This window comes from Vibrio comitans, assembly GCA_024346835.1.
In the GTDB taxonomy this organism is placed as follows: Bacteria; Pseudomonadota; Gammaproteobacteria; order Enterobacterales; family Vibrionaceae; genus Vibrio; species Vibrio comitans.
Genome location: AP024866.1, coordinates 1,896,707 through 1,923,094 on the forward strand (window position 1 = coordinate 1,896,707; position 26,388 = coordinate 1,923,094).

Sequence of the window (26,388 nt, forward strand, 5' to 3'; positions counted from 1 at the left end):
AACTAGTCACCGAACTGTATTTTATGCAATTGCGCGTAGGCTTCGCCTTTGGCAATCAACTCAGCATGTGTACCGCGCTCAATAATCTCTCCGTCGTCCACAACCAAGATCTCATCTGCATTCTCGATAGTCGACAAGCGATGTGCAATCACCAGCACGGTTTTATCTTTCTGTAATTCATCTAACGCTGCCTGAATCGCTCTCTCGGACTCCGTATCAAGGGCTGAGGTTGCCTCATCTAGAATCAATACTGGAGCATCACGTAACAGCGCTCGAGCTATTGCAACCCTTTGACGCTGACCACCAGACAAGCTAGCACCATTCTCACCGATCATGGTATCTAGGCCTTCAGGCATGTTGTTAGTGAATTCTGTCGCATGAGCCAATTTAGCGGCATGCTCAATCTGCTCACGAGTGTATTCACCCTCTGCCGCGTACGCTATGTTGTTGGCAATAGTATCGTTAAACAGATGAACATTTTGCGAAACAAGACCAAACTGCTCTCGCAAAGAGGTTAGTTTGTAGTCGTTAATGTTCTCGCCATCAAGGCGAATCTCACCATCATCTACCTCATAAAAACGGGTAAACAGATTGGCAATGGTGCTCTTTCCTGAGCCTGACCGCCCAACTAGAGCAACGGTCTTACCTTGTGGAATAGTGAAATCAATGTGAGAAAGCGCTGGCTTATCCTTGCCGTGATAAGTAAAGGTCACATCCTTCACCTCAATCATGCCCTTAGCACGAGTAATCTCTTTGCCGCCCGTATCTTTTTCTGTTTCCAAATCCATCAAAGAGAACAAGGTATGAGCCGCCGCCATACCACGTTGGAATTCAGACGTTACGTTAGTCAGTGATTTAAGCGGTCTCATCATGCCAAACATAGCCGAGAAGATAACCGTGAATGCACCTGGAGTAAGGTCGGCTCTCACCTGCTCAAAGCTTGCTAAATACAGTACTGTCACTAGAGCAAACGAGGCAATCAACTGCACGATTGGGTTTGCAGCGGCTTGCGCTGTCACCATCTTCATCGTTTGTTGGCGCATCTTGTTACTGACCTGATCAAAACGGCCTCTTTCAACGTCTTGACCACCGTAGCTCAACACCACTTTGTGCCCTTTAAGCATCTGCTCTGCAGAAGAGGTCACCTGCCCCATTGCCGTTTGCATATTCTTACTGATCTTACGAAAACGCTTTGATACAACGCGGATAGCAAACGCCACTACAGGAGCGACAACAAGCAGCACCAGTGATAACTGCCAACTGTTCCAGAACATCAAGGTAAGTAAGCCAATGATACTTGCACCCTCGCGGACCAAGTTGACCAGAGCCTTACTCGTCGCAGCAGCAACCTGCTCACTGTCATAGGTAATGCGAGACAGCAAGCCACCAGTTGACTCTCTATCAAAGAATGGCACAGGCATGTGCATGAAGTGATTAAAGATAGCGCGTCGCATCAGCATAACGACGTTGCCGGATACCCAACTCAAACAGTAGGTAGAGACAAAGCCAGACAGACCACGCACCACAATCATACCAAGGATGATCATAGGTAAAATCTTTAAGAAATTTGATTCTACATCGCCAAAGCCTTCATCAAGCAATGGTTTTAATAGCGATATCATGTAGGTATCTGCAGCCGCATTGATGATCAGAGCGAAGGCTGCGACGAAGAGTCCTAGTTTGTATAAACGAATGTATTTCCACAGGCGTTTAAAGGTTTTCCACGTAGACTCATCTTCAAGTTGTGACATAAGAATTGCTTTATTTTTTATTCAGTTAATAGTTATTCTACTCCCTTCCGCAAAATCTGCCTATACCAAGCAGCAGTTTGTGGGTTGCGCAGAGTCATAACCTTCAACTCATCACTCAAAAAACGTACAGATACCTGTCCATCTGACCCCGTATCCAGCCACCTTGCACCAGATTGTCGATATCTATTCACCACCTCTTGGTTAGGAAGCGACCAACGTCCCTGCTTTGTAACCGAGGCGATGGCTATTTTTGCATCGACTTTATCAACTAAGGCTAGCGTTGAAGACGTATTACTTCCGTGATGAGGGACAATAATCACATCAGATTGAGCGATGGCATCTACTAATTGATACTCTGCGATCGCATCTATATCACCGGTTAATAACACTGAATGAGCCCCATTGGAAATCCGCAATACGCACGAATGAGGATTGTAGGCTCTAGAGACTCTCTTTGGAGGCCAAACTATTTCAAACTTTAGCCCTTGCCACCACCAGAATTGCCCTTGCATGCAAGGAAGCGCCTTGATGTCTTGTTGAGGCGTGAATACATATCTAGGTAAAAAACGGGCTATAAGGTAGTTCATTCCCCCTTGATGGTCGTTGTCCCAATGGCTGATAAACAGGGCGTCAATGCCAGTACCACGCTGCACAACGATTGGATCAACGATCATTTCAGCTATGCTACCCTCATCCCAACCAGCCCCAGTGTCATACACAATCGAACGGCCATCTGACTCGATTAGCACCGCTAGGCCATGACCGACATCTAACACGTCAAGTCGCCATGTTTCATCGTCTCTAGCTAGTCCAACTAGCATCATCCATATCCCACTGATACAAAGAATGAGAATCCGCCAGCGCCTTCTAACGCAGATAAGCGCAAATAATATAGCCAAACCCACGACTTGTACCTGTGAGGCTTGAAACCACAAATTAGGATGAGTTTGAGTCATGGAGATCAAGTCAACTAAGAGGCCCAACCCCATATCAGATAGATGAAATAGCCCCATAGCTACCGATGCTGATAGCGGATTTAGCATAATACCGGCAAGGAGCAGGGGTACCACAAACAATGAAACCAAAGGAATTGCAATGGCGTTGAATACGATAGACAGCCACGCAACTCCGCCCAACAACCGAGCTGACATTGGCGCTAGCCCTAAACTGAGATAGAGCTGGATTCGAAGCCAATAGCGCAACTTTCTGTATCTTGTCGCTACTTGAGAAGTCCGCTGCTCTGCATTGTTATCATGTGGCTCGATAGCAAGAAATATAATGATGACAGCCCCAACACTAAGCCAGAGACTTGAAGATACAGCAGACATTGGTGACAGAGTAAGCACAACGGCTAGGGTTAGCCACAATATGCGCCAGCGACTTAGGCGAATCCCAAGAAACAATGTGGAAGCGGCAACGATACACATAACCAACGCGCGTTGAGTGGGTAAACTAAACCCCGCGAGCCACGCATAAAAAGTGGCCATTACCACCGCAAAAAAAACCGGTAACCAAATCCAGTTGGGGATAGCGATACGCAATACATGCCCTAACCACCAACCTACCATGTAGGCTAATCCTATGTGCAGACCAGAAATTGCAATCAAATGAGCAATGCCAGTTTGCTTTAGATTGTTCCATAGCTGGTGTTCAATAAGAGAACGCTCACCAAACAGCAGAGCTAGGATGAGAGGCCGGGACTCCAACTGCGCCGTTCGCTGGTAAACCTCGTTATACCAGTGACCTCTTAGATCTGCCTTTTTTGTCCGTTGAAGTAGGTGACTGACCTTAGCTTGGGCTATGACTCGTTGACCAAAATAAAAGCGCTCTGCATCAAACCCAGCCTCATTGAGCAAGCCGTAAATGGGTCTTATGCTCGCCTCTACCAGCCACGTCTCGCCAAGCTTCAAATTATGCGCTAATTCTATGGGTACCTTGAGCAACAGCAAACCAGAGAAGTGGGTATCACAACCATAAATTTGATCTGCGTTAACTATCGAATTTGAAAAATAAAGATTTGATCTAAATGTGCTGTTCAACTCAACATTTATGGTAATATTCTCGGCGCAATCGAATAAGGTGTTGACGTCTCTTACAAAAACATGACTCTGTACTAGACTAACCACTGATGCCAACAAGACCCCAAGTGCTATCCTTAGTACTTTCAATCGGCAACAGAGCAACACCATGGCAAGTATTAAAACAAGCCACTGCAATTCAGGAAGAGTGTGCCAATACATTGCTGCGACAATCGTCGCTGAGAATGAAATAAGATTCCAGTTACCTAGTAAGAGAGCCATATTCCCTCATGCCTAGAAAATTTATTCAACGCTTCATGCCGGACCATGAACTGATTAAACGTCAAAAAGCGCTTAGAATATTTGGAAATGTTCTCTACAACCCAAACTTATGGGTTTTGAATCGACGCTCCGCATCAGGAGCGTTTGCTGTCGGCCTTTTCATGTGTTTTGTTCCCCTTCCTAGCCAAATGATAATGGCAGCAGGGCTTGCAATCATGTTTGGAGTCAACCTGCCGCTCTCAGTAGCCTTGGTATGGATCAGTAACCCCGTTACCATGCCAATTATGTTCTATCTGGCCTACAAGCTTGGTGCTTGGATAATGCATATTCCTGCACAGCCGTTTCATTTTGAGTTATCTTGGGAATACCTAGTATCTCAAATGTCCACTATTGGACCTCCGTTCCTGCTTGGTTGTGCCATTTGTGCAGTAATCTTTTCAGCATTAGGCTACTTCGGTATTCGCGCTCTATGGCGATACTCTGTGGTACGCAGTTGGCAAAAAAGGAAGCTAAAAATCAAGCTAAACCCATTTGCCAAAAAAGATGCAAGCTAAGCTCGCGACAAAGCCCTAGCACAAAAATCCTAGACACAAAAAAAGCGCTGCTCATCGAGCAACGCTTTTTTAATTCTTTATTCATACCAGTTATACCAATCACAGTAAGTAAGCGGTCAGAAATAGCACAGGAAAAACGCTGGATAACAAGGCAGGATTTTTTGATAAGTAGTTATTCTACAATCAAAAATTCTAACGCCGTTATCGAGCGTTTTAACAAGCTAGGATGGCCAGTTATTTACTACGATTGGTATTCAAGGTTATTTCGCACTCAACACTGTCGCTGGATTCAACTTACTCGCTTTACTAGCAGGGAACCAAGTGGCAACCAAACTCAATAGAATAGCCGTTCCTGATACGATTAACACATCCATTGGATTGACTTGAGATGGCAGGAAGTTCACGAAGTAAACGTCCCCAGATAAAAACTTGTGCCCGATGATCTTCTCAACCAGTTGGATCATAGTCGTCAAGTTTAGAGCCACAAGTAATCCAAGCACACTGCCTGCTACCGCTCCCATAACGCCGGACAACACCCCTTGCCACATAAAAATAGCTTTAATTAAAGAGTCTTGAGCCCCCATGGTGCGCAAAATAGCCACTTCAGCGGAACGGTCTTTCACCGCCATCATTAAGGTTGATACTATGTTGAAACAAGCAACGCCAATAACCAACACCATCACCAAATACATAATGGTACGAACCATCTGAATATCTCGATGAATGTAGCCAAACTCCTGCTTCCAGCTATTGATATACACATAAACTGGCAGGCTACTGCCCAATGTTCTCATCAAGTCTGGAGCATCAAAGACACTGGTCGTCTTCACCGAAATACCACTCACTGTATCCCCAAGGCTGAGGTAGGACTGAGCATCTTCAAGTGGGATCATCGCCAAGCCATGATCCAGTTGTCCACCCAAAGAGAAAACGCCACTGACTGTTAAGCGAACACGTTTTGGTGCCTGAGTACGACCATTTTTCGATGCGACAGGAATCATTAGGGAAATGCCATCTCCCACTGCAACACCCAGCTGATCTGCCACCCCTTTACCCAGCACCACCTGATTTGATCCCGGCGCAAAATGTTGCCATGCATCCCCTTCTACAAATTGAGATAGGCTAGATACTTCACTTTCCAATGCCGCATCAACACCCTTGACCTGTATTGCTTTGAGGTGCGTACCACGCTCTGCTAATGCAGTGAATTTCACAAAGGGTGCTGCAGCTACAGCTTGTGGTTGCTTGTTAATGTGCTCGACCAACTGAGGCCAATCTTGGATGGGCTTGTTCACCGCGGAAAAGTCGCCATGAGGAACCACAGATAACACTCTATTTTCTAGCTCTCTTTCAAAGCCGTTCATCGCAGATAGGCCGATGATGATCACTGCAACACCCACCATGATCCCCAAGGTCGATGAGAGCGAGATAAAAGACACCATCTTGTTCCGCTGTTTGGCACGACTAAAACGCCCACCAATAAACAGTGATAAAGAATTGATCACTCGCTAACCTCTTCTGCCACTTGAACCAAAAGACCATCTTGCATGTGCATCTGTCTATCCATCTTAGCGGCCAATTCACTGTCGTGAGTAACAACTAAAAAGGCGGTGCCTGATTTCTGGTTCAACTCTCGCATCAAGTCATAAATGCCCAAAGCTGTCGTGTGGTCTAAGTTTCCTGTAGGCTCATCGGCTAACACCAAAGAGGGTTTATTCACCAAAGCACGGGCAATGGCCACGCGTTGGCGTTCTCCGCCAGACAGTTCTGACGGGCGATGCTCCAAACGGTGATCCAATCCAACACGAGTCAGCAACTCCTTGGCCGCTTGCTTGGCTTTTGCTGGCTTTTCACCGCCAATCAATAAAGGCATTGCCACATTTTCTACCGCAGAGAAATCGGCGAGTAGATGGTGAAACTGATACACAAAGCCAAGGTGTTGATTACGCAGTCTCGCTTGCTGATTGCTTGATAGTGCGCCTAAATCCTGCCCATTGAACTGTACGTCTCCCACAGTCGCATCATCCAATGCACCTAATATATGCAGTAAGGTACTCTTACCCGACCCAGAGCTGCCGATAATAGAGACGAGCTCACCGTGCCCTACCGTAAAGCTCACACCTCTAAGAACCTGTGTATCAACACTGCCTTCGGTGTAGGTTTTCTTTAGGTTCTGACACTCTAGTAAATTACTCATATCTTAACGCCTCAGCGGGTTTAACGGATGCAGCTCGGTAGGAAGGGTAAAGGGTAGCGACAATGCTCAAACACACAGCCAATCCAACCACAAGGAGTACTTGTCCATACTCAATTAACACAGGTAGTTGCCCACCATAGGCATAGAGAGAAGCGCCCATAGCTTGCAGTATTAAGTTCAGGTTATTTGACAGCAGTACGCCGAGCAAGCCACCAAACACAGCGCCGACTACGCCACTGCTTGCGCCCTGTACCACAAACAAAGCCATCACTTGTTGCTTGGTCATTCCCTGCGTTTTTAGAATGGCCACTTCAGATTTCTTCTCCATAACCACCATAATCAGTGCAGAGATAATGTTAAATGCAGCCACCCCCACGATGAGACCGAGCATAAGACCCATCATGTTCTTCTCCATTTTCACTGCCTGAAAAAGCTCACCGCGTTGCGCGCGCCAATCTTGCCAAGCCCAGCCATCTTGCAATGGCATTGCCGATAGAGTGCTTACCGCAAAAGGATCGTCTAGATACAGCCTCCATCCAGACACCTGCTCTTTATTCATTCTCAATAAGCGACCCGCATCTTCGATATTGGTCACCATTAGCTGAGCATCCACATCAGAGCCTGTGTTGAATATGCCCGATACGGTAAAGTTCCTCTGGCTAGGAATGCGGCCAAGAGGCGAATACTGACTGGCGCTGGTAACCATAAGACGAACCTTATCGCCTTGGTTCACTTTAAGCTTGCGCGCTAGCGTATGGCCAATAATGATACGGTATTTTCCTTGCTGCAAAGAGTCCACGCTTCCTGACAGCATAAATTGACGCAAAGGCTCGTCGGCATTTCCCTCAATACCAATAAGTTGGCCGGCGGTGAGTTGTGCAGGACTTTGCAATACCGCTTCGCTCGATACTATCGGAACACTTTCGATGACATGAGGAAGAGAGGTAATAAACTTTGGAGGTTCTTCGGTTAATGTGGTTTTTCCTGAAACATCCCCCACAATAGCTTGTGGCAGAACCCCAAGAATTCGCCCCTTTAGTTGGCTTTCAAAACCGTTCATCACAGACATAACAGTGACAAGAGACAACACACCTATGGTGATGCCTGCAGTAGACATGTAGGAAACAAATCGACTAAATCGATCTCCCGAACGTCCTCTGAGATAACGCAGGCCAATATAAAGCGAAACGGGTCGAAACATAACCAACCGAAAAATGATGACAATGCCCTTAATGTAACCACTAATCGCCTTTTCGAGTAGTGTTTGCCTCTGTTTTTATTTGGAATTTCCCATAAAACGTCAATAATTGAGCAATCACATCAACAAACAGCCAGTTTTGACCACTTATTGATAGATAAACCCGTCTGGGTTTACGATAATCAGATACATTACATGCTGATCAATTTATCTTGGAAACTCACACTCTTATGGATAACCACTCACTCTTTTCTCTACCGATTGCGTCCACCGCTGGCGATAGAAAACAGCTAGGCAACCTGCAAGGTGCGTCATTAGCTATCTCAGTCGCTCAGTTAAATAAGCAACACCAAGGACCAACGCTGTTAATCGTGAGTGACCCGCAGACAGCACTGAAATTGCAGATGGAATTGGAGCAATTTAGCTCGGTGCCTGTTTCGTTGTTTCCAGATTGGGAAACACTGCCCTACGACAGTTTTTCTCCCCACCAAGATATTATTTCAGATCGCATCTCAACACTTTATCAACTGCCGACGCTTGACCAAGGCATCATCATTGTTCCAATCAGCACTCTATTGCAAAGACAATCTCCAAGAGAGTTTCTTCTACAACATACCTTGATGGTTAAAGCGGGCGACCTTTTCTCTCTAGAAAAGCTCAGGATGCAACTTGAAAAGTCGGGCTATCGAAACGTTGACCAAGTATTTGGCCCCGGTGAATACGCCAGTCGCGGCTCCATACTCGACCTATTCCCTATGGGTAGCTCCGATCCATATCGTGTTGACTTTTTTGACGATGAAATCGACACCATTCGCACCTTTGATCCTGAGAATCAGCGCTCCATCGCCGACATCGAAGAGATCAGACTGCTGCCTGCTCATGAATTTCCGACCAATGAAGAAGCGATTGAAGACTTCCGTATTCGTTGGAGACAAAAGTTCGACGCAAGACGCGAACCTGAGTCGGTTTACATGCAAGTATCAAAGGGCACTTGGCCTGCAGGGATAGAATATTGGCAGCCACTGTTTTTTGAGAACACAGAAACCCTATTAGACTATCTCCCAAAGAACACGTTATTGCTCTCTGTAGGAGAAATAGAACCGGCCATCGACACCTTTCTCACTGACGTTGATTATCGTTTTGATCAGCGTCGCGTAGATCCGCTACGTCCTCTGCTCGAGCCGTCTGAACTATGGATGAAGAAAGACGAGTTATTTGCCGCTATTAAGCAATGGCCGCAAGTAAAGCTGAATAAAGAGAGTACTGATAGTAAAGCTGGTCGCTTTAACCTCAATATAGAACCATTACCGGCACTTGCCGCAGCTCCGCAAACTAAAGAGCCAATGTCGGCTCTGCGTCAGTTTAGTGAAGGTTACACAGGCAAGATAGTCTTCTCCGTTGAGTCTGAAGGCCGTCGAGAGGCGCTACTGGAGCTACTTAGCCCTGTTAAGATTGCACCCAAAGCGGTGTCTAGCCTTGATGATGCCCTAGCAAGCAGTGACAAGTTTACGCTCGTGCTTGGCGCTTCAGAGCACGGTTTCATCCATACCAGCCCAGACTTTGCACTGATTTGTGAGAGTGATTTACTCGGCGATCGCGTTATTCAAAGACGTAAAAAAGATAAACGAGCGGTCAATAGTGACACAGTTATTCGCCATCTCGCCGAGCTTAAACCTGGTCAACCTGTTGTGCATCTAGACCACGGTATAGGTCGCTATATAGGCCTACAAACCCTAGAAGCGGGCGGAATCAAAACCGAGTACGTGACCCTTGAATACCTCAATGAGTCCAAGCTGTATGTTCCGGTTTCTTCGCTAAATCTCATTAGCCGGTACTCTGGTGGCGCGGAAGAGTCAGCTCCACTGCATAAGCTTGGCAGCGAATCTTGGGGCAAGGCCCGCCGTAAAGCGGCAGAGCGAGTTCGCGATGTCGCGGCTGAGCTCCTTGATGTGTATGCAAAGCGCGAGCTTAAACCTGGCTACAAATTCAAGCTAGACAGAGAGCAGTATGCTCAGTTTAAGGCCGGCTTCCCATTTGAAGAAACCGATGACCAAAACCAAGCAATTAATGCAGTTTTATCGGATATGTGCCAAGCGAAAGCAATGGATAGATTAGTGTGTGGTGATGTTGGCTTTGGTAAAACAGAAGTCGCTATGCGCGCTGCATTTGTATCCACGGATAACGCTAAGCAAGTTGCGGTGTTGGTTCCCACTACTCTGCTCGCTCAGCAGCACTTTGAAAACTTCCGAGATCGCTTTGCCAACCTACCAGTGCGTGTTGAGGTGTTATCCCGATTTAAGAGTGCCAAAGAGCAGAAACAGATTCTGAATGATGTCGCGGAGGGTAAGATCGATATTATTGTCGGCACACACAAACTTCTGCAAGATGACATCAAGTTCGCAGATCTTGGTCTATTGATTGTCGATGAAGAACACAGATTTGGCGTGAGACAAAAAGAGAAAATGAAGGCGATGCGTGCGGATGTCGATATTCTCACCCTCACTGCGACGCCAATACCTCGAACGCTGAACATGGCCATGAGTGGCATGCGAGATCTTTCTATCATCGCGACACCGCCGGCACGTCGCTTAGCCATCAAGACCTTTGTTCGTCAAAGTGATGATGCCATCGTTCGTGAAGCAGTGTTGCGTGAGATCATGCGTGGTGGTCAGGTTTACTTCTTGCACAACCAAGTCGATACCATCCATAAGGTGGCGCAAGATCTGGAGAAATTGATACCAGAGGCTCGTATCACCACGGCTCACGGACAAATGCGAGAACGCGAGCTAGAATCGGTGATGAACGATTTCTACCACCAGCGCTTCAACCTGCTAGTGTGTACCACAATCATAGAGACAGGTATCGACGTTCCAACTGCCAATACCATCATTATGAATCGAGCAGATAACCTAGGTTTAGCGCAGCTTCACCAATTGCGTGGCCGTGTAGGCCGCTCTCATCACCAAGCCTATGCGTACTTGCTCACTCCGCACCCTAAGGCCGTTACCAAGGATGCCGCTAAGCGTCTGGAGGCCATCGCCTCTCTTGAAGATCTAGGTGCAGGATTTACTCTTGCCACACACGATCTTGAGATACGTGGTGCGGGAGAGTTATTAGGTGATGAGCAAAGTGGACAGATCCACTCTATCGGTTTCACTCTATACATGGAGATGCTAGAGCAAGCAGTTGAAGCGTTAAAAGAGGGTAAAGAACCGTCTTTGGATGACTTGTTACGTGAGCAGACCGAGGTGGAACTGCGCCTTCCTGCCCTATTGCCTGACGACTACATCCCCGACATCAATACACGTTTATCTCTGTATAAACGCATTGCCAGTGTGGCCAACGATGATCAGTTGACTGAAATGAAGGTTGAGCTCATTGACCGCTTTGGTCCGCTGCCGGATGCCACCAAGAATTTACTTCAAGTATCCGAGATTAAACTTGCTGCCGCTGCTATCAAGGTAGACAAGGTGGAAGCTCATGAAAAAGGCGGCTATATCGAGTTTTATCCCGATGCTGACATAAATCCAATGTATTTGGTTAAGCTATTGCAGTCACAGCCTAACAAGTTTGCTATGGATGGGCCGACCAAAATTAAATTTACACAGAGCCTAGTAGACCGACGAGATCGCGTTTCCTATGTTAAGCAATTAATTGAAGATTTCGCAAAAAATAGAGTCGCGTAACCATTAGGCAGTAAAAGCATTAGTATGAGATCTGCTATACTGCCTAAAACTAGGGTAAACTGCCCTTTCGTGATGAAAATACGCACACTCTAATTTAAATAATTTCAAAGTATTCATAAAGATAAACGGCCTTTTGATAAGCCATGGAGCCAGAATGAAAAAAATTATTCCTCTATTGATGATGCTGCTGCTGATTCCAACACTCGCACAAGCACAACAGAGAGAATTTGACATTGAAGTCCTGATATTCAAGCGTTCGATCGACCCTGAAAAAACGACAGAATCATGGCCAAATGAGCTAACTCAAATCAATATGGAGGGTGTAGAGCCTTTCAGTAATCACGCTTATCGTCAAAAGAAGGGAGCACAAATGCTCTCATACGACAACTACAAGCTCCTTAAAGAACGTGATGTACTAAAGAGTCACGCAGGTTTTGAGGTGTTACTGCACACAGCATGGCGTCAAGGCGATCAAGGGCGAGCAAGCGCGCCTAAATTCCACATTCAAGCGGGCAAGGATTACTCTAAAACCTTTAACCCAGATGGTTCAAAGATTGGCTCTCAAAGCAGTGATGCAGGCATGGGTGACGACATTCAAGAAACTAGCATTGCTCAGCCTCTGTATGAACTAGATGGTGCTATTCAAGTTTATGTCCAACATTACTTGTTTGTAGAAACAGAATTAGATCTTCGTGAGCCTAGCGTTCGCAGCGTTACGTTTACAGAGAAAACGCCTGATGAGCTCAAAGACAGTGACAACTTTGCTGTATTGGCTGATACAGAAACGGCTGATACCAACGTTCAATCGGGCAATCTACAACAAGTTTCACCGGAAAAAATCGAAGAGCAATTCTTAAAGAGCTACCGCATGGACCAAAAACGTCGTATGCGTAGCAGCGAGACTCATTACCTAGATCATCCGCTTATGGGCATGATCATTCAGGTAAGAAGAGTGGAACAGTAAACGACTCTTGCTATGTTCAAATGTAAAAATGGCTTCTTTCGAGAAGCCATTTTTTATTGCACTTTACAGTTCACAGTTCAGGCAAAGATCAGCCGCTAGGGCTTATTTCGAATGGATTTGGCAAACTGCAACGGTGTGACACCCCATACCTTTTTCATAGCTCTTATAAAGTGTGTGCTATTTGTGTACCCCGATTCTAAGGCGACTGTGCCTATATCAAAATCGGTATTTCGTATTAGTTGCTCCGCATGTTCAGCCTTTAGCTCAATCAACATCTGTCTGTAAGTACAAGATTCTTCAGCCAATTTTAATTGAACCTTCTTAGGGTGCAATCCAAGTAATTTACTCAACCTTTCTATGGTTGGAAGAGCATCAAGCGCAAAGGGCTGCAATGCCATTAACACTAAAGCCCTCATCGATGGGGTTGCCATAGGTGTCGCTGAGGGAACACTTTTCGCCAAGTACAGCGGGCTTCTTTTCGCTAACGTTTTATCCTCAATAAATATCTTGCTGACGGATTTATGCGTGAAAATATGTGCAGATTGAAAATGAGTAGAAAACGCTGCATTTACCTGCTGTGCTGATACCCAAATGATCTTTGGTTGCCAAGGTGTCTGCAGGTAATTCTCTATGAGTTTAGACAGTAAAGTCAGTGTATAGACTTCCATAGAGTCACTGGCAAGGAGCGTCATAAAGTTGTGATTTCGACGTAAAAACACCCCATTTGGCTCACTTTCCAAATCAAAGAAATTAAACAGCGATAAATACTTATTGGTGTATTGGCAAAAATTACTCAAGAACTCATATAAATTGCCACTACTTTCCACTAGTGGCCTCATCTCAGGGAGAAGGGTGTTTGCCCCTGCATTCAACGCTGCATCCAACCCAAAAGTATCAAGCCCTTGTTTCTCAGCCAATGCCATCACGACCCTTACAGGTTGTGCTGCCATTGTCAAAGTATGAGGTTGATAGACCAATGAGTAGTACTCTTCTCCCCCCTCGTCCCGTAGAATTTCTTTGACAGGCAAACCAAGTGCAAGCGCATGCTCAAAGATTGGCTTGATAAACACAGGACGAACGACTGTCGTTTCTTGAATCGCTTTATTGTCCTCGGCTTTATTGTACTTGGCGTTATCGTGCACTGAAGTCTTCCATTTGCTCTACTAAAAAATCAATAAACACCCGTATTCTAGATGGCACATACGGGGTGTTTTTATACAAAAGATACATAGGCAATACACTATGGGTAAAAGGTTTAAGTACCTGTTGCAACTTCTGCGCTGCAAGTTCATCGCTCACCATCCAGTGTGGCAGAGCGACTACTCCTTGATCTGCTAGCGCTAGCTGCTTTAGTACACTGGCGTTATTGACTTGAATATTGCTCTGAATAGGAATCGAAATAGATTCCCCCTTTTCTACAAAGTGCCATTGATAGCGATATTGATTTGATAAGGAATAAACCAAACAATCATGGTGCTCTACCTCTTGAGGGTGAAGGGGCGTTCCTTTTCTAGCAAGGTAATCAGGTGAAGCAACATAGGTCACTTGATTATCAAATAGGTGTCGCGACTTAAAATTTGAATCTGGTAGTACATTAGCTCTAATCGCGATGTCTACGTCGTTGAGGACTATGTCCGACATTGAGTCACTGAGCTCTAACTCAAGCTGAATCTCGGGATATTGGGTAGAAAAAGAAGCGATCAACTCGCCTAAATAGTGTTCTCCAAACGCGATAGGAGCTGTAATTTTAAGCCGTCCTCGGGGCGTGGATTGTTCGTCAAACAGCTCTGATTCAATCTCTGACATGTCTTGCAGCAGCGTTTCCGCGAAGCGTAAATACTTAGCGCCCGATTGAGTTAAGTGCTGCTGTCTGCTTGTTCTATGCAACAGAGGAAAGCCTAGGCTTTTTTCTAATGCCGCAATCTTTTTGCTCACTGCACTTTGTGTCACTCCCTTCTCTTCAGAAACAGCGGTAAAACTGCCCAGCTGAGTCGCGCGCACAAACAATTTAATTGATTCTAGCTTATCCACATCCATTCCTAATGGGAATATAACAAAGTCATTTATGAGTATAGTAAGAGTATATGGAATAGGTAAACTGAGTTTTATCAGACTAAGAGGAAACACTCATGCCATTAAGCTTAATCATCATCGCCCTATTACTTGTTCTATTTTTCATCCTTGCCAGCTCAGTGAAACTCTTTGCGTGGCACAAGTTGGTATTTGATACCCAACTGATGTTTTTTAAAAAGTATGGCCTCAATCGAATGGCAATGTTCATCATTGGTCTGATAGAAATGAGCAGTGCTTTTTTATTACTAATGGGAGTGTTGACCTCATCAACCACACTAGGCTTGATGGGTTCAACTGGCATAGCGTTCACCTCTATCGGTGCACTGTTTTTTCATTTTAAGTTCGATACATGGAAAGATGCGATTCCGGCACTTGTGACGCTGTCTCTATCTTCCATCCTGATCTTGTTTTTGTGATGCTAGCTTTGCACCTTATGGAAAGTTAATATCGACATTTGCATTTTATGGTAAGTAAGTCATTACACATATCCCTACAATTTCTGCCAACACTAACTGAAATAGGAACTTGATATGGGTATTAAACCACGTACTTTGCTAACCACTGACGAACAGGGCTTACCTGAATTTCAGGTTATGAATGAAAACAAAGCTCACTTTAATTTTGGTGATAAAGTTGGCCTAATGGTATTTAGAGCCTGGTATCCATGCATCAGTGATCCTAAGCATTTTGCCAACAGCCAAGCCTACAATTTTCCCGTTCGCCTAGGGTATGTTGATGACCCTTTCAATCTCGACAATATTGTCAATGATGGTGCAAGCAATGCATGGAATCTAGAGAATTGGATCGCATGTGCACAGCAACTCGAAGAAGATGGATGTAAGGCTCTCGTTGGAGGATGTGGATTAACTGCGATGATGCAGTCTCAATTAGCTGCTGCGGTAACCATTCCTGTTTATTCATCAACCATGCTGTTCTTCCCTTTTTTGCTCAGCACTTTAGCATCAGACAAGAAAATCGCCGTACTGACGGTCAATGAAAATAGCTTGAATATGAACAACGGCTCGCTATTTGACGAATGTGGCATCGATAAGTCGCGTATGGTTATTCAAGGTATGGATCAGTCCTCTCATGCCGATGATTGGTCAACTCAGTTCAATGATGTGGACTACAGCAAAGACAGGGTCGAAAATGCCATAGTATCGGTAGCAACTGCATTGATTGAAAACAATCCAGATGTCGGGCAAATTATCCTCGAATGTACTGAAATGCCACCTTTTGCAGACGCTATTCGCAAGGCGACTCAATTGCCCGTATTTGACGCTGTTGATATGACTAAGATGGTTTACAACCTGGTGAGGTAACTCACTCTATAATGGCTTTCTTTTCTAGGGGGAAAGTCATTATTAAAAAATATGTAAGTAGCCCAAATGATGGTTAATCTTATTCAACAATATTGGTGTATTATTGAAATAACACCTGTCTGCCACTAACCATTTCATGCCAATATGGTAGGTAGCGATGTAATCTTGATCAAATCGCATATAGATCATGCATACACACCAAATGTTATTAGTTTATTTTGTTGCATCAAATTTAGTTGAGTAAATATGACCGAGAAGCAGAATCGATTTATTCCATTAATCAGTATTGATCAGATCCAAACGTACGTAGAATATATCGAGATCTATGAAAGTCAGTTTGTGAAAGACTTATATGAATCAGGTTTGCCTCAAGCTATTAAGTCAAGCCAAGGACATATCTCACGTGAGGTGATGCTGCGTCTATTTGATAAGCTTGAAAAAGAGCTATCGAGTGAGTCAATGAATCGAATGATCGCTCATTCTTGCCGACTTAATGTCGATAAGATATTGGTTGGTAAACATTTGGAAGGCTCGGTGATAAACGCCTTGCACTCGTTATTCGAACAACTCAAAGTTGACTCTACAGACACTGAATTTATGATTGATGATTATGGTGATCATTACTGGGTCTACCGCAAACGCGCCCATGATATGCAGATAGGCTGTGTGGTGACGTTAATCATATTTACCTACTTAATCCAGAAACTGACCCAATCCCAATGGACTCCTAGTATCGTCAGTACCACATTGACCAATGGTCAGCCTTTATCAAGCTTCTTCCCAACACATAATATCGACTATAAACATCGCTCAGTTTACACCGGGGTTTACGTACCAAAATCGTTAGTTGAAAAAACCATAACTCCCTTCATTGGGGAAGAACAGCAACATCGAATCAAAGAGCTACATACCTTCAAATATTCATTACAGGCACTTCTAAAACCTTATCTATCGATCAGCATGCCCACAATTAATGAAGCCGCTGAGTACGCCAATATGAGTGTAAGAACCTTACAAAGACGGCTTAAACAAGAGAACGAAACCTACAGTGAAATACTCGAAGAAGTCATGGATGAGATCGCATGTGAATCACTGATCGGCAGTAATGAAACCATTACCAATATTGCTTTTAATCTCGGATATTCAAATACATCCCACTTTACCCGTGCATTCAAAAAGAAGTTTGAACTGACACCTTCTGCATTTAGAGAGCGCTATCAAAAATAATAGATCACGGCCTACCTTTAAAGCATTCATCTCGTATTAAGGTATCGTAGCGCAAAATTGCGGTGCCTAAGCTCACCAATAAGTCATCAAGAGTGGCATTATTTTTTTGATAACAAGACTCTTCCCCTCGCATTAATGGCCTCCTTTCAATTCGCTTTACGCAGACAAATTTACTTATTTCCCTCACTTTAAACGCCCACGAAATTATCTATTTAATTGGCATCAAGTGGTTATCAAAGGCACGATTCAATCCGCTACTATGCGCTACAGAATATCGAGTGCAGCCAGAACAAAGTGCATCTTCAGCGTAGCCATACCGGCCTTTTTCTACCAACGCTTCACTCTTATCAGGAACTCAACTGATCCAATTTTGTGCCTTAAGGCACGATTGGGTAATCCCTATTGTGGAGAAAATGATGAAATATCAAGCAACTGCCCTACTTTCGCTACTGCTTTGCACTCATGTCAACGCCGAGACCTCAACCAAACCTGCGCCAGACGAAGTCAGAAAAACGGTTGCTGAGACAAAAGATAGAGATGACTTGGCAGAGAAAGCGGCCAAAGAACTAGCCAACCCAAACACTGTCTACGCCACAATGAACTTTAAATTTCAGTACAGTGGTGGCTTTGAAGGAGGCGGTAGCAATTTCAATACCACATTCCAACCGTCCATGCCTATGCCACTGGCCAATGGCGATAAGATCTTTTTCCGTCCTGCGATTTCCTATTCACAGAATATCGATAAGGTTGGTCCTACAGGTGATGACGGTGGTTTCTCTGATATCTCATTCGATCTTGCATATGCCCCAACGTTATCCGATCCAACAAACCTGCTCGCCCTAGGTACGTTTGTTACCGTGCCTACTGGCTCAGATGGCTTTTCAGCAGAACAATACGCTGCAGGTCCTGAGATATTGGTAGGTAAGTTGAGTGCGCAGCGCGTTGTGGGTGCTTTAACCACACACCAGTGGGGTTTTGCTGAAGATGACGGCGTACAAACTCGAAATGCGACCAACATGCAGCTATTGTGGGTAGAAATCGCCGGAGGCGGTTGGACCTATGGTTCTGTCCCTATGCTTAGCTATGACTGGAACAACGACCAAGCCGAAATTCCATTAAACTTGATGGTCAGTAAAACGGTAATCATGGGTCAGCGTCCCTGGAAAATTGGCATGGAAGTTAACTACTATGTTGAAAAAGCCGAGTCCCGCCCAGACTTTATGTTGAGTTTTAACATCAGCCCAGTAGTTGAAAACAAGCTTGCTGGCTTACTCAAATAACCCATCAAACTGACCTAACAACAAACGGGAGTGCTCACAATGCACTCCCTTTTTGATCTCGTCCGTTCCATCCCGAATAAACTAATCTGCGTTGTTGCGCTGCATCCTATACGTCCGCCCTCCCTGGTCTGCTAGGAATAACTTCATCTAACTAAACGCCTTACCGCCCTCGTATCTAACACTCGCCTATCCCAAAGACCTTTTGTGCTGAGAATACATTTGCGACTCTCATAAAGCGCATTTCGTCGTCTCGAACAGTAATACTAAACTCCACTTCACATTGTGATTTCGTATCAACAAGGCGAAACGACAAGACTAACAATCCAAAAGTACGTGAGACTCACCCGCCGTGCCTGTACAGCAACAAGCGTTCAGCACTCGTTAGCCAAGGTAAACATCGCCCATTGCGTCATTGGATACCCTTCATTGCACGTATCATCTGGCTGTTTACCCATAACCCACGGGTTAAGCGCCGCTCAATCAAACAGGAATAGCCTAAGAAAGCACATCAAATGTTAAATAGTCTAACCATGTAGAACAGCCCAAGTAGCCATCGAGGATTGTTATGCTCACAAAGCAAAAAGCGCCCACCGTCTAAGACGATGAGCGCTATCAGTTTTCTAGCATGTTTTGTGGCAGGAGTTATTTCCAGTTGGCCTCATAAACACGCAGTGTATTTTCACCTAGCACACCCGCAATTTCCTGCTCCGACCATCCATGCTTGGTTTCTAAGCTGTCTACCACAGCCCAAATGTCTGAAGGTCGACCATACTCTGATAATGATGCATAACCACCACCTGCAGACGTCGCTGGAAACTTATCCGGTGCTCGAACGATCCATTGCAACGCATCAATGTAGTTGTGCACATAATCCGCACCGATACCCACATGTTTTTTACCATCAACGCCGAGCTCACGACTGATCAAATCAGCAATGTAAACAATGTGTGCAGCAATATCATCACCGGATGCTGTTGCCTGATCATTAAGAAAGCCGCCAATAAAATTAACGCCAATCACTCCATCCGTTTTGGCAATCGCTATGATCGCCTCGTCGGAAATATTTCTATCAATGTCTCGAAGAGCGCGAGCATTCGAGTGCGAGGCCACCACAGGTTTAGTGGAGTAGTTTGCGATATCAATGCAGGTTTGGTCGCTGTCGTGTGAACAATCCACGACAACACCTGCTTCATTCATCGCTTTGACCGCTTCAATTCCCAAAGGAGTCAGGCCTTCAGGTCCTGATTTGAGCGAATTAGTATCACCAGAACCCGAAAAGTCATTGCTGATGTTATAAGAGAAGGACATGACCTTCACACCTTCGCTCGCAAACTTAGGGATATGTGACAATGGTTCCTCGCTTCCACGCTGCAGATGATCAATCGCCTGAAAGTTATAGAAATAAGAAACCTTACCCTCTTTATGATTAAGGCGAATATCATCGACGCTTTTCACAAGGTGGTGACCATGGTCGTGATACAAATGTTTGCTCGTTGTATCAGCACGATCATACACCTCGGATACCGTTTTATCCGTGCCATTAGAAATGGTTATCGACATAACATCGTAATCCACTTCTCCAGTGGTTGCGATCGTATCAAACTGCGCTTTAGACATCATAGGAAAGCCTTTTCCATTAGAGTTCATTCCGCCAACAACTAAGCCGTCCAACACTATGTATTTCTCATACTTTGCTTGATATTTTTTGCGAAAAGCCTCTCGTTCTTGCTCTGTATAGGGTTCCTTCGCTTGATCAACAATAGAAAGTCGTTGATTGATTATGTCGTCAGATTTAAGAGAACCATCTGCATTCGTCACATCCCAGTAACGGTCATGGATGTTATCCGACAAGCCCTCTTTTGCCGAAAAGGCGGGGCTAACAAACATAGCGGAAGTAATTAAGGCAAGCAGTGTTTTTTTCATCATTCATATCTCTAGTGGTCGTAAACAATAGGGATACTTTACTTAATCAGTCACCTCTATATTTGCCATTTAATGCGAAAAGCCCGCACTTAATTACCATTAAGTGCAGGCCTATTTGAGCTCGTTAAGAGATTACGAACGTGTTACTTCCAGTTTGCCTTATAAACACGCATTAAGTTTTCACCCAAAAAGCCACGAACTTCCTGCTCTGTCCAGCCGTAGTCATCTTCCAATATCGCAGCGACATCCCAAATATGCTCTGCAGCCATATTGCTGAGTGGTGAACCAAAGCCTAGCTCAGGCGGGTAAAGATCGGTATTACCAATGTCACGCTCATAATAATCTAGGATATTGTGCACATAATCGGTTGAGTAACAGACTTTGTCTTTACCGATTTTGTCTGCCACATACACCACATGTTCAACGTATCTTTCAGGTGAAGCGTCCAACTCTTTATTCAAGAAAAGTCCTACGCCCGTTGGACACACAGCGCCCCCCGTTGAACCAATCGCTAAAATGGCCTCATCTGATAGGTTTCGCGACACATTCATCAGCCCTTGAGCATTAGAGTGAGATGCAACAATTGGTTTTGTTGATACCTTAGCCGCATCAATAACAACCTGATTTGATGAGTGAGAAACATCAATGACCATCCCTGCATTTTGCGCTTCTTGTACCCAAGCATAACCTTGCTTGGTCAAGCCAAGATCTTGTTTAGCACCACCACCAGCAAGAGCGTTATTATTGTTGTAGGTAAAGTTCATCACTCGGATTCCGCTATCATATGAAGCGTGAGCATGGTGCTCCATGTCTTCAATAACATAATCAGCGCCTTGCGTGTTGTACATCACTGCAAGGTTGTTCTCTTTCTTTGCTTTTATAATGTCATCGGTAGAGTTCACTTTGATCATACCTTGCTCTTCAATCACCTTATCCGATGAATCAACAACTTGGTATGCAGTATGAGAGTCTGTCGAACCAGGAAATGCATACACTGTTGCCGAGGCCAGTGTCATGCCTGCATCTTTGTTGCGTTTTACCGCTGTAGTAAAGTGCTCGTGGGTGTTTCCGATAATACCAACAGAGGATGGCAATACTGAGTTAATAGCAATGGCATCTTGGTATTTTTTGCGCACTGCCTTAGCTCTTTCAATTTGCTTTGGAGTGCGCTCTATATCGTACTGCTCTGCAAGCCATAAAGCGCGTTTGACAATCGTTTCATGGTCTTTACCGCGGGTATTGAAATAGGTTGCGGTGATATCCGTATCTGAGACAAATCCTGCTTGTGCGTTCCAGCCTCCCTCTACGTGCTCGTGTTCATGACCAATGTCATGAGCAAAAACACTAAATGAAGATGCTAGAGTTACTGCAATGGCGATTTGATTCAGTTTCATTATGTTCTCTCTAATAATCGAAGTGTTTGCTGACGAAAAGAAGTATAAGTCGCCATAGCCCTAAAAATGACCACATTAGGAATATCTGGCACTTTGTGTGTCCATAAACAAAAAAATCCAGCCTTGTCACCAAGGCTGGATATATCACTTCACTTGAAATTATAGGCCGAGATCAACCTTTACAGCACACGCTGAAGGGCATGCGGCGCAACCACCACGACCAGTACACAACATATCATCACCTAGTGACGCGCCCACCTTAGCCGCGACATCTAACGCCTCATGGAAAGGAATCAAGGTCAGCATGTTGCTTAGTGCGAGTTGTGAGTACATGAAAGGTGTTGTAATTACCGCCATGCCTCTTGACGTGCAAGGCTCACCCTCACCACCCATAATAGGATCACAAGGCCAACCTACAGACAATTGCATTGCTTGAGACGCCGCAGAGTCAACTTGACGAGGTGTCCCCCCAAGGATGTAAGTTAAAGCCGCCGCTGAAAATGCACCTGACAGCCCCATCTCGCCAGCACAACCAATCGTTTCACCAGTAGGGTCAGTGCGTGTATAACCAATGCTGCCATAAGCTGCAGCAACCAATAAGCCTTCTACTACCTTCTCATCAGAGAACCCGTAATGAAGCTGAGCTGCTCGCAGACAAGACATCACTACGCCACCGCCTGCTCCATGTGGAAAACCTACATGCAGTGTTTCTGGAGCCATAGACAGTACAGAGAAGTAAAAACGAACTGCATCAAACATAGGCTGCGGGATATGAGCTTGCGCCGCAACTTTATCGAAGTTGCCGGTACTAAAGCCGTAAGCATGTTTGTAATCAAGATCAAAATCGCGATTGTCCATACGTTCTACAAGATAAACCATGTGCCCACGCAACTCTTCTACCTTAGCGATGATCTCTTCGCGAGTCATTCCGGTTGCTGCCATTTGATAGTCCAGAGCCACTTCATGCATCGGCTTCTCTTCACATAGCTTCAAGAAGTCAGTCGAATTATCAAACAATTGAGCTTTGCGCTCTGGATGAGTCGGAGTCGGAAGAACACACTCTAACCAATAGACTTCACAATCAGGAACTGTTGAGCGAATCGCCTCTAAATCAGGAGTATCCGTAGCCGTCATAAAGAATGCTGTCGCGCCTTCTTCATTGGTGGCTACATCACATTGCATCATGCCATCAATTTTAGATTTAACGCCGTCAATCATTATTGGGGAACCATCGCGTTTGATGATCACGATAAGATTGGTATCGCCCTTATAGATGTAGTCAAAACCCATGATTTTTTTGGTTTGCACCATACCACCACCGATAGAATCACCGACCAAGGTATATTCCGTATCGGTTTCACCGGTAAGGATGAACTTCATGCCATTAAGGTGACCCGTTTCTTTCATTGGTGCTTTGGTGAACACCACTTCAATGCCGCGCTCTTTCGCCATCTCTAAACAATTGTTTCGAATAGGAGAATCAACCGGCAATCCAATTGCACCAGAACACATGCCGATATCTTCTGACATCAGACCAAATGTCCCAGCAAAAGACCCTTCGGTATCCATAATCACTTCAATTTTTTTAAGGGTTTCACCGCGTGTAAGGTGGTGACACAACAGTCCTAAGCGCTGTGGTGCAACAAGATGTGAGCTTGAACCTGCTAGCATTACAGGGCCCATGACGTCATTAAAAAAGCTAGGGTACAATTCTACAGACATAGTCGATTCTCCAAGGTAAAGGGTGCACTCTCACGGTGCGAAATTTATTGTTTTTCAGAACTGCCCCGAAGTTTATAAACATTGACGTTTTTGTCGTAACCATTCGATGCCAATATGGCACTATTAATTACCATAAGGTGCAAACTTGCGCTAAGTTATTGGTAACTAAATTTATTTTCTTTTCAAACTAGGAGTATTAATGGTACCTCTCGTAAATGTTGCTCTGGTTAGGGCCGCATTGGAAAGTTATAAGAAAATCACCAACCGTCCCATTGAAGTAGAAAATTTTGGACTCAGTACCCTGGTTTATGAGCAAAAAGGATACTTTTTCCCCTCAAAGCCCTTTTCTGTGTTCTTGAGTTTTGTGCATCACAGCCTCGATGATTTTCAGCTTTATCGATTTTATGAACATCTATGTCGCTCATTCGCAATCCCACTTTTTATTTCTAAGTGCCCTCGCAAACCTATGGATGTATATGAATCTCTACGGTTCTTTATCAATATTGGCCAAACCGAAACGCCGTCAGCAAAAGTGACACTAGAGCATGATGACAATGAGTTTTGGGTGCTCCGAGACAAGGTGATCAAAAATGTCGCTGACGATGGCCCATCTAATTTGTTTTTTTTCATGTTCATCAAAGTCGCTATTGATGTCCTGACTAAACAAAAGATACGAGCTCTAAGAATCAAATCTCCGTCCCCATCTATCACACCAGTGTTATCCCCTATGGTCTCTGAGCCAGCGAACGACGTCATTAGTACCGAGTCCTTGGCGGGTATATGTTTTTCAAAGCCACTATTGGAAGAAAAGGTAGTATTGGAGGAACATAAATTTGCATCCAACCTTGGGCATGAGCAAGAAATAGGCTTAATAGACTCGGTCAAAATGGCAATGGACAGCTACATTGGCACCCCGAATTACAACATAGAGACAATTGCTGACACCTTAGGTGTCAGTATTCGACAGTTGCAATATAAACTTGAGGAGCATGGCACTACCTTTAAGGAGCTAAAGGACGAAGTCATGTTGGTAAATACAAAACTAATGATTCAAGGAACGAATCAGTCACTTTCAAACATCGCTACCCAACTTGGCTTTTCTTCTATATCCCAGTTTTCTCGCAGTATCAAACGTCTTACAGGCGTCTCGCCAAAAGAATATAAGAAGCAATTATTAGGCAGCCAAAACAAAAAACACCCCTAGTTTGTACTAGAGGTGTTTTCCTATTTAGCTTACAGCAGTGATTTTATTCTTGAGTCGCAATGATCGTCAGCTCCACCAAGCATTGCTCAGAAAACATTTTAGCTTCCACACATGTGCGTACAGGAGCTTCATCACCCGCAATCCAAGCATCATATGCTTCATTGAACGCTGCATAATCGTTCGCTATGTCATTTAAGTGAACCATAATGCTTAGGATCTTGCTTTTATCAACGCCACACTCGGCAAGCAGTGCATCGACTTGAGCAAACGTATTGTCTGATTGGCCTTTTACATCCAATGTAAGATCCGTTGAGAACTGACCGCAAAGATACACAGTACCATTAACGATTTTAGCTTTGCTGTAGCGGCCCATTGGAGAGATAGTTTTAATCATGCTGAAGTACCCTTAAATAGTAGCCTTGGGCTTATCTACTGATAACGCAACAAGGACAGTGAATAATGAAGACAGCGAGATTATGAGGGGAATCCGGTGGCAACGATTAACCATCCGGTGCCAAGAAGCAAAGATTTATCCTAGGAAAGTAAGCTCGATTTCTAGATTAAGCTTAGGTTTTTATTCGCTCAGGACGTTAAAGGGACTAGAAGCCATACAATCGAGCAGGATTATCTACCAGTATTCGATCAATTAACTGTTGTGAGGTGGCCTGCTCAGCTAAAAGATCAAGCACAGCGACATCGTTGGGCATGTCTCGCTTATTAATATACTCACTAGGATGAGGCCAATCAGAGCCCCAAAGTACTCGCTCTGAGCAGGCTTCGACCAATGCCCGACCAATGGCAATATTGTCACTATAATGCGGGGCACCGCTTATAGACCCCTGATACGCAGATGAAATCTTTACCCAAGCTTTATCGCGCTGCATCAAACTCTTCATTAGTTCAAATGCAGGGTGTTCAATCCCCTGTTCTGCTGGCAATTGGCCTCTGTGGTCAAAAACAATCTGGCACTCTAGCGACTCAAAGACAGCTTTGAATTTCACAATTAAGTCAGCGCTTATCCAAAAACAAATATGCCAACCCAATGAGGCGAGTTCTTTTGCGCAAAGTCGAACAAACGCTTCATCAAAATCCTTCTGAGCTGTTACCGCAAAACGGATTCCGCGAACCCCAAGGTTATGCATCACCTTGAGCTCACTCCTTGATGGTAACTGTTCGATAGCGATCACCGCTCTAGCACTTTCGCCCATATGCGCGAGTGCATCTAAGGTGCAGCGGTTATCACAACCATAAGCAGAAGGCGTAACAATCACATTTCTATCAAATCCAAAGCGCTTCTTCAGCATCCGATAACTGGCCACTGTCGCGGGTGGGATATTGGTCGTATCGCTTTTCTTATATTCAAATTTTACGGGGTCAAAGATATGATGATGAGCATCGCAAGCCCCTTCTGGTACTGAAATTTTTGGTCGGTTTCTGCCTGATGAAAAAGGAATTTGTGCAGGAATGGTGTGGGTCATGCCGGATAGACCTCCATTAATCTTAATCTATGGATAGAGAATGCAGCGCCTTACATAATGGACATCAACGCCAACAAACAAAGTGTACACTTACTTTTGCCAAAATGAGGTAATG

Annotated in this window: 20 protein-coding genes; 8 read left to right on the top strand and 12 right to left on the bottom strand. The window is 44.7% G+C overall.

Annotation, left to right across the window (positions count from 1 at the left end; all coding sequences use genetic code 11):
* Positions 1–2 precede the first annotated feature (2 nt).
* Complete coding sequence (gene msbA, locus OCU46_RS08695) at positions 3–1,751, bottom strand: lipid A ABC transporter ATP-binding protein/permease MsbA (RefSeq protein ID WP_141268447.1); 1,749 nt, start codon at positions 1,749–1,751, stop codon at positions 3–5.
* A gap of 32 nt (positions 1,752–1,783) precedes the next feature.
* The gene (locus OCU46_RS08700; protein ID WP_244311326.1) at positions 1,784–4,051 is read right to left on the bottom strand and encodes a DNA internalization-related competence protein ComEC/Rec2; all 2,268 of its coding nucleotides are present in this window, start codon (positions 4,049–4,051) and stop codon (positions 1,784–1,786) included.
* A gap of 8 nt (positions 4,052–4,059) precedes the next feature.
* Between OCU46_RS08700 and OCU46_RS08705 the strand changes: the two genes are divergently transcribed.
* Positions 4,060–4,605, top strand: a complete 546-nt coding sequence (locus OCU46_RS08705; RefSeq protein ID WP_141268449.1) for a DUF2062 domain-containing protein — start codon at positions 4,060–4,062, stop codon at positions 4,603–4,605.
* A 260-nt stretch (positions 4,606–4,865) separates the two neighbouring features.
* On the opposite strand, the gene lolE is transcribed toward OCU46_RS08705, so the two are convergent.
* Genes lolE through lolC form a run of 3 tightly spaced genes read right to left on the bottom strand, consistent with a single transcriptional unit; the run spans position 4,866 to position 8,003 of the window.
* The gene (gene lolE / locus OCU46_RS08710) at positions 4,866–6,110 is read right to left on the bottom strand and encodes a lipoprotein-releasing ABC transporter permease subunit LolE (protein WP_141268453.1); all 1,245 of its coding nucleotides are present in this window, start codon (positions 6,108–6,110) and stop codon (positions 4,866–4,868) included.
* Positions 6,107–6,802 (bottom strand): lipoprotein-releasing ABC transporter ATP-binding protein LolD, encoded by a 696-nt coding sequence (gene lolD, locus OCU46_RS08715; RefSeq protein WP_141268455.1) that lies wholly within the window; start codon positions 6,800–6,802, stop codon positions 6,107–6,109. Before lolD ends, lolE begins: the two co-directional genes overlap by 4 nt.
* Positions 6,795–8,003, bottom strand: coding sequence for a lipoprotein-releasing ABC transporter permease subunit LolC (gene lolC, locus OCU46_RS08720; RefSeq protein WP_141268457.1), 1,209 nt, complete (start codon positions 8,001–8,003; stop codon positions 6,795–6,797). The genes lolD and lolC overlap by 8 nt, the downstream gene beginning before the upstream one ends.
* A gap of 227 nt (positions 8,004–8,230) precedes the next feature.
* On the opposite strand from lolC, the gene mfd reads away from it, so the two are divergent.
* Positions 8,231–11,686: a transcription-repair coupling factor gene (gene mfd / locus OCU46_RS08725; RefSeq protein WP_141268459.1), complete on the top strand. Its 3,456-nt coding sequence runs from the start codon at positions 8,231–8,233 to the stop codon at positions 11,684–11,686.
* Between the two features lie 154 nt (positions 11,687–11,840).
* On the top strand, positions 11,841–12,650 hold the full coding sequence (locus OCU46_RS08730; RefSeq protein ID WP_141268461.1) for a peptidoglycan binding protein CsiV: 810 nt from the start codon (positions 11,841–11,843) through the stop codon (positions 12,648–12,650).
* Positions 12,651–12,745: 95 nt separating this feature from the next.
* On the opposite strand, the gene OCU46_RS08735 is transcribed toward OCU46_RS08730, so the two are convergent.
* Together OCU46_RS08735 and OCU46_RS08740 are read right to left on the bottom strand one after the other, a co-directional pair.
* Positions 12,746–13,792: a helix-turn-helix domain-containing protein gene (locus OCU46_RS08735; protein WP_141268463.1), complete on the bottom strand. Its 1,047-nt coding sequence runs from the start codon at positions 13,790–13,792 to the stop codon at positions 12,746–12,748.
* Positions 13,782–14,681 carry a LysR family transcriptional regulator gene (locus OCU46_RS08740; RefSeq protein ID WP_167495317.1) on the bottom strand — a complete coding sequence of 300 codons (900 nt, stop codon included), beginning with the start codon at positions 14,679–14,681 and terminating at the stop codon, positions 13,782–13,784. Before OCU46_RS08740 ends, OCU46_RS08735 begins: the two co-directional genes overlap by 11 nt.
* A gap of 98 nt (positions 14,682–14,779) precedes the next feature.
* On the opposite strand from OCU46_RS08740, the gene OCU46_RS08745 reads away from it, so the two are divergent.
* The 4 genes from OCU46_RS08745 to OCU46_RS08760 all read left to right on the top strand — a co-directional run bounded on the left by OCU46_RS08745 (position 14,780) and on the right by OCU46_RS08760 (position 18,552).
* Positions 14,780–15,139 carry a DoxX family protein gene (locus OCU46_RS08745; RefSeq protein WP_141268467.1) on the top strand — a complete coding sequence of 120 codons (360 nt, stop codon included), beginning with the start codon at positions 14,780–14,782 and terminating at the stop codon, positions 15,137–15,139.
* 114 nt (positions 15,140–15,253) lie between these two features.
* Entirely contained in the window at positions 15,254–16,045 is a 792-nt protein-coding gene (locus OCU46_RS08750) for an aspartate/glutamate racemase family protein (protein ID WP_141268469.1), read from the top strand.
* A 246-nt stretch (positions 16,046–16,291) separates the two neighbouring features.
* Complete coding sequence (locus OCU46_RS08755) at positions 16,292–17,272, top strand: helix-turn-helix transcriptional regulator (protein ID WP_141268471.1); 981 nt, start codon at positions 16,292–16,294, stop codon at positions 17,270–17,272.
* Between the two features lie 416 nt (positions 17,273–17,688).
* The gene (locus tag OCU46_RS08760) at positions 17,689–18,552 is read left to right on the top strand and encodes a hypothetical protein (protein ID WP_208733508.1); all 864 of its coding nucleotides are present in this window, start codon (positions 17,689–17,691) and stop codon (positions 18,550–18,552) included.
* 642 nt (positions 18,553–19,194) lie between these two features.
* On the opposite strand, the gene OCU46_RS08765 is transcribed toward OCU46_RS08760, so the two are convergent.
* The 3 genes from OCU46_RS08765 to OCU46_RS08775 form a co-directional block, all read right to left on the bottom strand.
* Positions 19,195–20,478 carry a dipeptidase gene (locus OCU46_RS08765; protein ID WP_141268473.1) on the bottom strand — a complete coding sequence of 428 codons (1,284 nt, stop codon included), beginning with the start codon at positions 20,476–20,478 and terminating at the stop codon, positions 19,195–19,197.
* Positions 20,479–20,618: 140 nt separating this feature from the next.
* A complete protein-coding gene (locus OCU46_RS08770; protein WP_141268475.1) occupies positions 20,619–21,869 on the bottom strand; it encodes a dipeptidase in 1,251 nt (416 codons plus the stop codon).
* 159 nt (positions 21,870–22,028) lie between these two features.
* The gene (locus OCU46_RS08775; RefSeq protein WP_141268477.1) at positions 22,029–23,591 is read right to left on the bottom strand and encodes an L-serine ammonia-lyase, iron-sulfur-dependent, subunit alpha; all 1,563 of its coding nucleotides are present in this window, start codon (positions 23,589–23,591) and stop codon (positions 22,029–22,031) included.
* A 199-nt stretch (positions 23,592–23,790) separates the two neighbouring features.
* Here OCU46_RS08775 and OCU46_RS08780 point away from each other — a divergent pair, with 199 nt between their 5' ends.
* The gene (locus OCU46_RS08780) at positions 23,791–24,795 is read left to right on the top strand and encodes an AraC family transcriptional regulator (protein WP_141268479.1); all 1,005 of its coding nucleotides are present in this window, start codon (positions 23,791–23,793) and stop codon (positions 24,793–24,795) included.
* Between the two features lie 43 nt (positions 24,796–24,838).
* On the opposite strand, the gene OCU46_RS08785 is transcribed toward OCU46_RS08780, so the two are convergent.
* Together OCU46_RS08785 and OCU46_RS08790 are read right to left on the bottom strand one after the other, a co-directional pair.
* Positions 24,839–25,189, bottom strand: coding sequence for a RidA family protein (locus tag OCU46_RS08785; RefSeq protein ID WP_141268481.1), 351 nt, complete (start codon positions 25,187–25,189; stop codon positions 24,839–24,841).
* Positions 25,190–25,394: 205 nt separating this feature from the next.
* Positions 25,395–26,273, bottom strand: a complete 879-nt coding sequence (locus OCU46_RS08790; RefSeq protein WP_141268483.1) for an amidohydrolase family protein — start codon at positions 26,271–26,273, stop codon at positions 25,395–25,397.
* Between the last annotated feature and the right edge of the window lie 115 nt (positions 26,274–26,388).

What these genes read in the sequence shown, in the direction of transcription:
- msbA (WP_141268447.1), bottom strand. Translation starts at nt 1,751, where the DNA reads ATGTCACAACTTGAAGATGAGTCTACGTGGAAAACCTTTAAACGCCTG.
- OCU46_RS08785 (WP_141268481.1), bottom strand. Translation starts at nt 25,189, where the DNA reads ATGATTAAAACTATCTCTCCAATGGGCCGCTACAGCAAAGCTAAAATC.
- lolD (WP_141268455.1), bottom strand. Translation starts at nt 6,802, where the DNA reads ATGAGTAATTTACTAGAGTGTCAGAACCTAAAGAAAACCTACACCGAA.
- OCU46_RS08730 (WP_141268461.1), top strand. Translation starts at nt 11,841, where the DNA reads ATGAAAAAAATTATTCCTCTATTGATGATGCTGCTGCTGATTCCAACA.
- OCU46_RS08780 (WP_141268479.1), top strand. Translation starts at nt 23,791, where the DNA reads ATGGTACCTCTCGTAAATGTTGCTCTGGTTAGGGCCGCATTGGAAAGT.
- OCU46_RS08790 (WP_141268483.1), bottom strand. Translation starts at nt 26,273, where the DNA reads ATGACCCACACCATTCCTGCACAAATTCCTTTTTCATCAGGCAGAAAC.
- OCU46_RS08750 (WP_141268469.1), top strand. Translation starts at nt 15,254, where the DNA reads ATGGGTATTAAACCACGTACTTTGCTAACCACTGACGAACAGGGCTTA.
- OCU46_RS08760 (WP_208733508.1), top strand. Translation starts at nt 17,689, where the DNA reads ATGAAATATCAAGCAACTGCCCTACTTTCGCTACTGCTTTGCACTCAT.
- OCU46_RS08765 (WP_141268473.1), bottom strand. Translation starts at nt 20,478, where the DNA reads ATGATGAAAAAAACACTGCTTGCCTTAATTACTTCCGCTATGTTTGTT.
- OCU46_RS08745 (WP_141268467.1), top strand. Translation starts at nt 14,780, where the DNA reads ATGCCATTAAGCTTAATCATCATCGCCCTATTACTTGTTCTATTTTTC.
- OCU46_RS08705 (WP_141268449.1), top strand. Translation starts at nt 4,060, where the DNA reads ATGCCTAGAAAATTTATTCAACGCTTCATGCCGGACCATGAACTGATT.
- OCU46_RS08775 (WP_141268477.1), bottom strand. Translation starts at nt 23,591, where the DNA reads ATGTCTGTAGAATTGTACCCTAGCTTTTTTAATGACGTCATGGGCCCT.
- OCU46_RS08700 (WP_244311326.1), bottom strand. Translation starts at nt 4,051, where the DNA reads ATGGCTCTCTTACTAGGTAACTGGAATCTTATTTCATTCTCAGCGACG.
- OCU46_RS08770 (WP_141268475.1), bottom strand. Translation starts at nt 21,869, where the DNA reads ATGAAACTGAATCAAATCGCCATTGCAGTAACTCTAGCATCTTCATTT.
- OCU46_RS08755 (WP_141268471.1), top strand. Translation starts at nt 16,292, where the DNA reads ATGACCGAGAAGCAGAATCGATTTATTCCATTAATCAGTATTGATCAG.
- lolC (WP_141268457.1), bottom strand. Translation starts at nt 8,003, where the DNA reads ATGTTTCGACCCGTTTCGCTTTATATTGGCCTGCGTTATCTCAGAGGA.
- mfd (WP_141268459.1), top strand. Translation starts at nt 8,231, where the DNA reads ATGGATAACCACTCACTCTTTTCTCTACCGATTGCGTCCACCGCTGGC.